Annotated in this window: 7 protein-coding genes; 5 read left to right on the forward strand and 2 right to left on the reverse strand. The window is 36.7% G+C overall.

Going from position 1 to position 9,098, the window contains the following annotated elements; translation table 11 throughout:
* The first annotated feature begins 11 nt into the window (after nt 1–11).
* Entirely contained in the window at nt 12–1,130 is a 1,119-nt protein-coding gene (locus tag BUB77_RS20665) for a hypothetical protein (RefSeq protein WP_073278777.1), read from the forward strand.
* Between the two features lie 224 nt (nt 1,131–1,354).
* Here the strand turns inward: BUB77_RS20665 and BUB77_RS20670 are convergent, their stop codons facing one another.
* Nucleotides 1,355–1,765, reverse strand: a complete 411-nt coding sequence (locus BUB77_RS20670; RefSeq protein WP_073278779.1) for a hypothetical protein — start codon at nt 1,763–1,765, stop codon at nt 1,355–1,357.
* A gap of 838 nt (nt 1,766–2,603) precedes the next feature.
* Nucleotides 2,604–3,176 carry a spore protease YyaC gene (gene yyaC / locus BUB77_RS20675; RefSeq protein ID WP_073278781.1) on the reverse strand — a complete coding sequence of 191 codons (573 nt, stop codon included), beginning with the start codon at nt 3,174–3,176 and terminating at the stop codon, nt 2,604–2,606.
* Nucleotides 3,177–3,484: 308 nt separating this feature from the next.
* On the opposite strand from yyaC, the gene BUB77_RS20680 reads away from it, so the two are divergent.
* The 4 genes from BUB77_RS20680 to BUB77_RS20695 all read left to right on the forward strand — a co-directional run bounded on the left by BUB77_RS20680 (nt 3,485) and on the right by BUB77_RS20695 (nt 8,305).
* Nucleotides 3,485–4,855 (forward strand): LysM peptidoglycan-binding domain-containing protein, encoded by a 1,371-nt coding sequence (locus BUB77_RS20680; RefSeq protein WP_073278782.1) that lies wholly within the window; start codon nt 3,485–3,487, stop codon nt 4,853–4,855.
* Nucleotides 4,856–5,204: 349 nt separating this feature from the next.
* Complete coding sequence (locus tag BUB77_RS20685; protein WP_073278784.1) at nt 5,205–6,377, forward strand: DUF5711 family protein; 1,173 nt, start codon at nt 5,205–5,207, stop codon at nt 6,375–6,377.
* Entirely contained in the window at nt 6,374–7,099 is a 726-nt protein-coding gene (locus BUB77_RS20690) for a CvpA family protein (RefSeq protein ID WP_073278786.1), read from the forward strand. The genes BUB77_RS20685 and BUB77_RS20690 overlap by 4 nt, the downstream gene beginning before the upstream one ends.
* 243 nt (nt 7,100–7,342) lie before the next feature.
* Nucleotides 7,343–8,305 (forward strand): bifunctional 4-hydroxy-2-oxoglutarate aldolase/2-dehydro-3-deoxy-phosphogluconate aldolase, encoded by a 963-nt coding sequence (locus BUB77_RS20695; RefSeq protein ID WP_073278800.1) that lies wholly within the window; start codon nt 7,343–7,345, stop codon nt 8,303–8,305.
* Nucleotides 8,306–9,098 lie beyond the last annotated feature (793 nt).

Raw genomic sequence — 9,098 nt, forward strand, 5'->3', positions numbered from 1 at the left:
GAGTGAAAGTGATGCAAGGCAATATATTATCCGGCGGTATAAAAGAACTGGAAGCTGTCAAACAGAAATTAGCGGATTTAACTGCTTGCCAGAACCAGAATGAAGGCCTTGAACTACAGGAGGCCAGGCTTGAAAAGAGCATCAAGGGGATGGAAAAGGATATTGCGGATGAAATCGGAACCACTCTAAGACAGCGGAAAGAGGAAATTGAAAAGACCTATGATGCACAGCTTGACCTTACCAGACAGCAGATAAAAAAAATCAAAAACAGAAAAATGAAGTCAAAAACAGAAAAGGTTAACGAAAGAATCGACAATGAAACAGCAGGAACCAAGGAAGAATACCGTTTGTTCAACCTTGAAATACGGGACTTGTACAAAAGCGATAAAATACCGTTGGCGTTTCATAACCGTTTATTCTATGCCTTATTCTTTCCCGGCAAGCCGTTGGATTTTCTGATAATCATACTGACAGTGGCTTTATTGCTTCTGGCATTGCCTTATTTTATCTATACTATGGTGCTGCCGGTGGAAAAGCTGTTATACCTTTTCTTACTATATGCACTTATAGTACTTGTATTTGGCGGAATCTATCTGATGATTGAAAATAACATCAAAAACAGGCATCAGAATACCTTTGCCCAGGTACAGAAAATAAGAAGGCAGATGAGGCTGACACGCAGGGCGATTAAAAACATTAAAAAGGGCATCTTAAAGGATAAGGACGAGAGCACCTATGATTTAGAGGACTTTGACAGGGAATTGGAAGAGCTTGAGCAGGAGCTGGTAAAAATAAACGCCGGAAAGAAAGAGGCCTTAAGTACCTTTGAGAATTCTACCCGTAATGTAATCAGGGAAGAAATTAACCAGCAGCATCAGGAAGAGCTGCTAGGGCTTAAGACAGAATATGCAAAAGCTTATAGCGACATCAAAGAGGTGCAGGAATCAATAAAAAATCTTTCCCTTGAAATAGCCTCCGAATATGAGGCATATATAGGAAAAGAATTTTTGACAAAGGAAAAACTGGATGCGCTCATTCAGCTTATGCAGGAAAAAAATATAGCTACCATATCGGAAGCCATAACCTGCTACAGAACAGAGCAGACGGAAACCACAGTATCACAGCATTAAGATAAATAAAAATCGGTGCAGCATAACAGAGAGATTTTCTCTTCATTATGTTACACCGATTTTTTATACTAACTCCTGTAGCATGTCATCTGCTTGCAGATGTGGATTGCTATAAAACAGGGATATAAAATGCATTTTATTCAGTTATTTCTTTTTTTAGTAATGTTGCAATTCCAATGTCAATAATAGCAAGATTACTATTGGGTTCTATACTTTTAAAAATATTAAATATTTCCAGTTAAATAACCTGTATATGTAGCATCAGTGTAATTATCTATATAATTCCTAAGATATGCGCCAGTCCAAGTTAACCATCCTGACATGACGGTATATGAATCTAAATTTTCTTGCCAGAAAACTTGCTGAGTTGGTGTTATAGTTGCGGAATAGTAACGTATATACCTAGTAACATATTGAGTAATTACTGTATCAGGGGTTACCATATTAGGGGTTTTAGATTCAGGATTCTCATATACTTCATATTTTATCCCATCTTCTGTATAGCCCTGATAAAGTAAAGTTGCATTTTCATCAATTAATGATGTTTGTTTTTCAGCTGCAGATGCGGTTGTTGAAAGCGACATTAGAAAGCAAATAGCAAAAAAAGAGAATAGGAATTTTAAGTATTTCTTCATATAAAGCGACCTCCTTGGAAATATATGTTTTATAATGGCTACAATATCCAGTATAGCACAACGCTTTAATATTAAAATGGTAAAAAGTACTATATATTCATAGAAATTTACATATTTTATAATTAAAGTATATATAACTAAGAATATAGTTCAGTTTACCACCAGTTCAGTTTACATGAACTATAATTTATTATTTATAACGATGTTGTTGCGATAGTCTGAACTGTTTTACTTCAAAAACAACCGAATTGGTATCACTGAAGTTAGCATACAATAAAGCTAATATACAAGCAATACCCACAATATCATACAAGCCTTAGGACAATGTGTATTATTGAAAGAAACCCAGATAACAAATATCACCTGGGTATGATGATTATGTAGCTTTCTTATATAATTAATGCAAGCATGTGTATTCATAAAATAGACCATCTCCACGTGAGCTCTCTGTCTAATGAAGTAGTCTATCTTACTATAACAAAGAAAATTACATTTTATTTCTGAAAGACAACTATCCGGCAGAATCTTATAGTGCACGTTCCATGGTCAGAAAAACTGCTGAATTGTATTGCATTTACCTTGAAAAGCAATATTTGCTATCTTGCAATCCATAGAGCGGGCAGATGCGATTTCCGAACAAAGAATGTCTTTACGCCAAATACAACTGGAGATACTAAAAAGCTCATGGAAAAGTTGGTCATTTATGAAGGAACATGATTATAACATGGACAATATGGGCTATGAAATAGGGGCAGGTATGGCCCGCCCCATGCATATCGTAAGTTCGCTTCTTATACTGCCTAAATAAAAAGATTAAAAATGCAACGCATTTTTTAATCTAATCCTTTGTAAGCTGATAAAAGCAATAATTAATACCGGTACAAATATAATCGGCCAATGCCATGACCACATTAAGTCTTGTAGTCTGCAGCAGCATATGGTCAAGCATGCCCGAAAAATTAACAATTCCGGTAATAAAAATATCGCCGACAGGAGGAAGATCCTTGTCAACACCGGCACCGGGGAGCAGAGGTCCTTCACCGAGAGTGATGTAGCCGATATGGCTGGATTTTCCCAAGGAGGCATCTACAGCAATTACAAAAGCATTCGGATGATGAACCTGGATATAATTTATGGTCTCGCCCAGATTCTTAGCATGAACAGGCTGCTCCAGGGTTCCATAGAGTGCCATGTTGTATTGCTTCATTTTGGATAGCTTGTATCCTACAATCGGTCCCAGACAATCACCGGTTGCCCGGTCAGAACCGATACAAAGAAAAACCAGAGGGCGGTTTTTACTGGGCTTGGTCTGTATCATGTTTTGCAGTCTGCTGCTGAAATCATAAACGGAATATCGTTCCTTTGTATTGAAATAATATAATTTCCTCTCTATATCCAATTCTTTGTTCATCAGAACCTCCTATTAACTCGTACACTATACCTTATTCTTACTTAACAAAAGTATTACCTTTAAAATATTATTTAGTCAGGAATTAGAAATAATTAACAAACTAATTTTCAACAACCCCCTTGCAAATACTGCAAATATGTGTAAGGTTTCGGTGGACAATCGTAAAGAAGAGAAAAAATAAGAGAAATAATACTAATAAAATAGGTAATATTTATAAATTACTGAGTTTGTTTTGACATAATTATTAATTCTTCTGTGCTACCATAAAAAATAAAAATGAGAGTAACAAGTGTCAGGAGGATTTGATAATGGACAACAATACATACCAGAAAGGACAGACAAACGGTAATGCCGTAACCATAAAGATGCCTAAAAATATCAGACAGGTGGGAAATGTCTTATACCATGGAAGAACCATTTATGTGGAAGACTATGTAATGACCTTCATAAAACAGCTGGCGGATACCGACCCAGGAGAATTGAGGGTTGCGGTATTTTTAGGCTACTGCGTAAAAACAGAAGAAGCCAGGAATGTTTTCATCAAAGGAGCGGTAGCAATGGGGAATACCGACTTTGGTGCCGGTATGACACTGACAGATGACGGTTGGACAAGTGTCTATGAAAATATAAAGAAGTATTTTACTGACGTGGAAATTGTAGGCTGGGCGTTGATAGGGCCGGGATTTTACCTTGAAAGCAATGACAAGATCAGAAAAGTCCATATGGATAACTTTTCAGGTATCGATAAAGTCTTACTGAAGATGGACAGTATGGAAAGAGAAGAGTCTTTTTATTTCTGTGAAAATAACCAGCTCATAAAACAGCTGGGATTTTACATCTATTATGAAAAAAATGAAGAAATGCAAAATTACATGATAGAGTATAAGGAAGATACAATAACAAGGGAAGAAGCTATTTATAATGACCAGACAACGAAAAAGATAAGGAGTGTTATTCAGGACAAAAAGGAGGTAAAGGAGGACCGGAATGTAGTAAGGCTTCTTTATGCCGCCAGCTCTCTTCTTGCTATTATTGTCCTTGTTATAGCAGCTACCATGCTGGACAGCTACGATAAAATGAAGAAGATGGAATCAGCTTTAAGCACCATCTCCAATAATCTTAATCTGGCAGCAGGAGAGGATGACCAGCAGGTGGCATCCAAGGATAACAAAGGTAAGGAGAACGGTGCCGTAAAGGAAGATGGAAGCAATAAAACAAATAAGGATACCGGAGATGATAAAAACGGCGGAAAGACCACAGATGACGGCAAGTCAACAGACTCACAGTCCGTAACAGTGGATAAGGTAGACGGAAATGTGACACCGGAACCACAGACCACAAAGGAACCGGAATCAGCCGGAGAGAAGGAGCCGACAAAAGCCCCGGATAAAGCCACAAAGACAAATGAAACTCCGGATAAAAATGATAAGGGTAAGACAGAGGGTACCAAAGAAGACTCCACACCAAAAGAGGGTTCCACATCCAAAGGTGTTAACAAAAAGACCACGGCACCTGCTTCCGCAGCAGTAAAATATTATACTGTTAAAGCAGGAGACTCACTGGCAGGTATCAGCTATAAGCTATATAAAACCTATACCTATATGGATGAAATAATGAAACTGAATAATATAGAAGATGAAAATAAAATCTTAGCCGGCCAAAAGCTTCGAGTACCTTAAAGGAGGCAAAGTTATTGCCGAGCATTGTGAATGAAGAAAGCCCCATGGCTTTCCTGTAACCTTGTCCAAAAACGGATGATGAAGGAAAATCATGGGGCTTAGTTTGAAAATTAAAAAGCAATTTTCAAACGCGTTGGGAAGGTATGACTGTTAGTTTGAAAATAAAAAACAATTTTCAAACGCAAGATTGAGCCTGCGAAATCCTCGGCCCAATCTTGCGGCGGGCTGGGAAGGTATGGGGTGTTATTCTATTTCCATTTTTCATAGAAAAAAAAGATGTTATTATTGCGGAAATAAGTTATAATAATACAAACAAAGGAAAAATAGCAATGTAGAAAGGTAAGCAGTTATGGCAGTAATATTGGAAAAACCGGAACTTAGGATTTACGAAATCAGAAAACGCCAGCATCATAAGATGGTCGTTATTTTACTGCTGCTTTCTCTGATAGTTGCGGCTGTATTAATTGGTGGGATATACTATACGATAAATAATAAAAAATATACAAGTTATGAGGTGCTTCATTCATACCAGAAAAAAGACACAGGGTCGGCAAGGTATTATGCCTATGGCAGCGGATATATCCGTATGAGCAGAGATGGAATAATGGCAGTTGACAAGAGCGGGAATCAAATCTGGAATGACACCTATCAGATGAAGGATCCACAGATGGACATTAAGGGAGACTATGTCTGTGTCAGTGACAGGGGCAGTAAGCTCTTACAGATATATGGACCCAAGGGAGAGGAATCTTCCGTTCAGACAGATTACCCAATAATTAAAAGTGTCATAGCTTCCCAGGGTGTTACGGCCGTATTACTCAGCGGCGAAGGAGAAGATTATATTCGGTATTATTCGAAAGAAGGCAAGCGCATAATAAACAGAAGAACGGTAGAAAAGGATGATGGTTTTCCGCTAGATATAAGTATATCAGCAGATGGAACTAAACTAGTAACAAGTTATGTGAATTTTATTAAAGGGGAGATGTCTGATAAAATCACCTTTCTTAATTTTAATAATTTAGGAAAAAACTATATTGATAATATTGTAGGAGCCTCTAATTTTGGACAAACCCTGGTCCCGGATGTGGAATTTATAAACAATAACACAGTCTGTGCTTTTGGAGATGATAAATTCAGAGTATATTCCATTGATAAAACTCCGGAGCTTCTTTTTAAGAATGCCCTGAAAAGTCAGATAAAGAATGTTTTCTACAATGAGAATTACATAGGCTTTGTATTAAGAGATAATGAGAGCAGCACCGATAATCAGATTGTAATATATAATTTAAAAGGAAAAGTTATATTTGACAAAAAGACGGATTTTGACTATAGCAGCATCTCATTAAACGGTGAAGAACTTCTTTTAACCTCAAGCCGTGACTGGCTGATATATAAATTAAATGGAAAAGTTAGAATGAGCTGCCATTTTGATAATGAGATAGCAAATATATTGCCTGCCCCTGGAAGAAACAGATTCATAATGATTAATGATCAAACCATTGATGAGGTGAAACTAAAATGACAGCATTTGCTTCGGGAGAGCCTGTAAACTGGCTGTTAATAGCAGTAGTGGCTATATTAATAGGGTTTACCATAAATGGAAGGAGAATAGGGTTTATCCGTACAGTATTTACCCTCTTCTCAACAATTATTGCCATTATGCTTACGGTATGGGTAAGCCCGATTATAAACAAACAAGTACAGCAAAATGAAAAATTCATGGACTACACCACCAAGAAAATATCTAAAATAATAGATTTTAAGGATAGCGGAAATAAGGTTACGGACGAAGTTAGTTTTATTAATAAGCTTCCCATGCCGAAAGCCATGAAAGAGTCTTTGGTAGAGAATAATAACAAAGAAGTATACAAAACAATGGCTGTAAAGAGTTTTAAAGAATATGTCAGTGAATCTATCAGCAGAATGATAATAAATTCTGGGGTATTTATCATAGTATTTATTATCATCAGCATTGCACTTGGTGTAATCTGTTTCGCGCTGGACATCATCAGCAAGCTTCCTGTTATAAACGGTCTTAACAAAACAGCAGGGCTGCTGACGGGACTCATACAGGGAATTGTGGTTGTCTGGATAGGCTTTCTTATCCTAACAGCATTTGCAGGAACTAAAGTCGGACAGGATATGTTTGAATTGATAAACAGCAATACCTTTTTAAGTGTATTGTACAATAACAATATGCTCCTTAAATTCGTCACAAACCTGGGCCAGATTCTGCTGGCATAAGTATGGCAGCTGTAGCTGTGAAATAAGTTGCATTAAGATTTTTAACTTCTTAATTCAACTTATATGGAATGTATAAAAAAAGCAAGAAATTGTTCAGCATCATAGGAGAAATAAAGCACAGGATAGTTTATACTTTATATCATAATATCATAAAATTTATAAAATAAAACAAAAGATAATAAACCTTGCAAATAGCAAAAAATAAAAGGATAACAGGTTTATAGAGAAAGGATGCTGCAAAAGATGCATGAAGTACTAGAACAAATCCAAAAGCTTGGAATTGTACCGGTAGTAAAGATAGACAAATTAGAAGACGCCAAACCATTAGCACAGGCATTAATCGAAGGAGGACTTCCCTGTGCGGAGGTTACTTTTCGTACGAATGCGGCAGAGGAGGCCATACGTATTATAGCCTCTGAATTTCCTGATATGTTAATCGGAGCAGGTACTGTACTAACCACCGGGCAGGTTGACAGGGCAGTAAATGCCGGGGCCAGATTTATCGTAAGTCCCGGGCTTAACCCAAAGGTAGTAAAATATTGTATGGAGAAAGGAATCCCGGTGACTCCCGGCTGTTCCAATCCCAGTGATATTGAACAGGCGATTGAATTAGGCCTGGAAGTGGTAAAATTCTTTCCCGCGGAAGCAGCCGGCGGGCTAAATATGATAAAAGCCATGTCAGCACCCTATGTGAGTATGAAGTTCATGCCCACCGGAGGCATAACTGAAAAGAATATCCTGTCCTATTTGGATTTCCCCAAAGTCATTGCCTGCGGAGGCAGTTGGATGGTAAATGAGACCCTGTTAAACAACGGTGAATTTGATAAAATAAAAGCACTTACCAAGGATGCTGTAATGAAAATGTTAGGCTTTGAACTACGGCATATTGGAATAAATGCAAAAAATGAAACAGAAGCAGATGGCATAGCATCCACCTTTGAAAACCTTTTCGGCTTTGCAAAAAACACAGGTAATGCCTCAATCTTTGCAGGCCTTGGTATCGAAGTCATGAAAGTACCTTACCTTGGTAATCATGGTCATATAGCAATAGCGGCCAACTATCTTGAAAGAGCGGTATACCATCTTGAAAGCCGCGGATTTCACTTTGACGAAGCAACCTCCAAGTATGATAAAGGGAATAAAAGAACTGCTGTATATTTGAAGGAAGAAATAGGGGGATATGCGGTACATCTAATTCAAAAATAGTATAAAACATACCATTTGTTAAAATACAAAGCTGTTAGGGGAATAAGATAAAAACCTGACAGCTTTTTTGGTTCGTAGGATTTGCAAAAGAGAAATGAAGATAATATCTTATATCAAATGCTTCTCTTTCCCATATTGAATATTACCTGCTAAAAATACCAAGATAACATTTCTTTCAGAGGCTTATCATTTCCAAATAAACTATTACTTGTTAAAGTATAAACGAAGATAGATATAAACGTTATAAAAAATAAAATATAGAGAGGTTAAAGTAACGAAGGGTACCATTATATTAGAAATATAGTTATTGAAATAAAAGAGTATCAATAAGCAAAGAAAAATTCAGATTTTATAGAAAAAAGTGTTGACATTGATAAATTATGGTGCTATAATACATTTTGCTGACGCGCTAAAGGACATAAAAAAACAGACATATTTGTTAGCGCTGATGCATAAGAACCTTGATAACTGAACAGTGAAACAACCCTGAAATTTTCTTTAAAATTTCATTTAAGGATTTAAGAAATCATGATTTTGTTCCTATTATATAAGAACAAAAATGAATAGTAAGAAATCTTTAATAAAAGAACAGTATCAGAAATGATACAACCTTAAAACAGTAAAAGTATGTGGGTAACACCACAGACTACGGAAATTAACTTGTTGAAGTTTTGATTTATTCATAAATTATAAGCTTCTAAATAGCCAATGTTAATTCTGAAAATGATTAAACTTTAATTTGAGAGTTTGATCCTGGCTCAGGATGAACGCTGGCGGCGTGCTTAACACATGC

Source organism: Anaerocolumna jejuensis DSM 15929 (assembly GCF_900142215.1).
Taxonomy (GTDB): domain Bacteria; phylum Bacillota; class Clostridia; order Lachnospirales; family Lachnospiraceae; genus Anaerocolumna; species Anaerocolumna jejuensis.

Coding starts and splice junctions, on each gene's coding strand:
- BUB77_RS20665 (WP_073278777.1), top strand. CDS start 12: ATGCAAGGCAATATATTATCCGGCGGTATAAAAGAACTGGAAGCTGTC.
- BUB77_RS20670 (WP_073278779.1), bottom strand. CDS start 1,765: ATGAAGAAATACTTAAAATTCCTATTCTCTTTTTTTGCTATTTGCTTT.
- yyaC (WP_073278781.1), bottom strand. CDS start 3,176: ATGAACAAAGAATTGGATATAGAGAGGAAATTATATTATTTCAATACA.
- BUB77_RS20680 (WP_073278782.1), top strand. CDS start 3,485: ATGGACAACAATACATACCAGAAAGGACAGACAAACGGTAATGCCGTA.
- BUB77_RS20685 (WP_073278784.1), top strand. CDS start 5,205: ATGGCAGTAATATTGGAAAAACCGGAACTTAGGATTTACGAAATCAGA.
- BUB77_RS20690 (WP_073278786.1), top strand. CDS start 6,374: ATGACAGCATTTGCTTCGGGAGAGCCTGTAAACTGGCTGTTAATAGCA.
- BUB77_RS20695 (WP_073278800.1), top strand. CDS start 7,343: ATGCATGAAGTACTAGAACAAATCCAAAAGCTTGGAATTGTACCGGTA.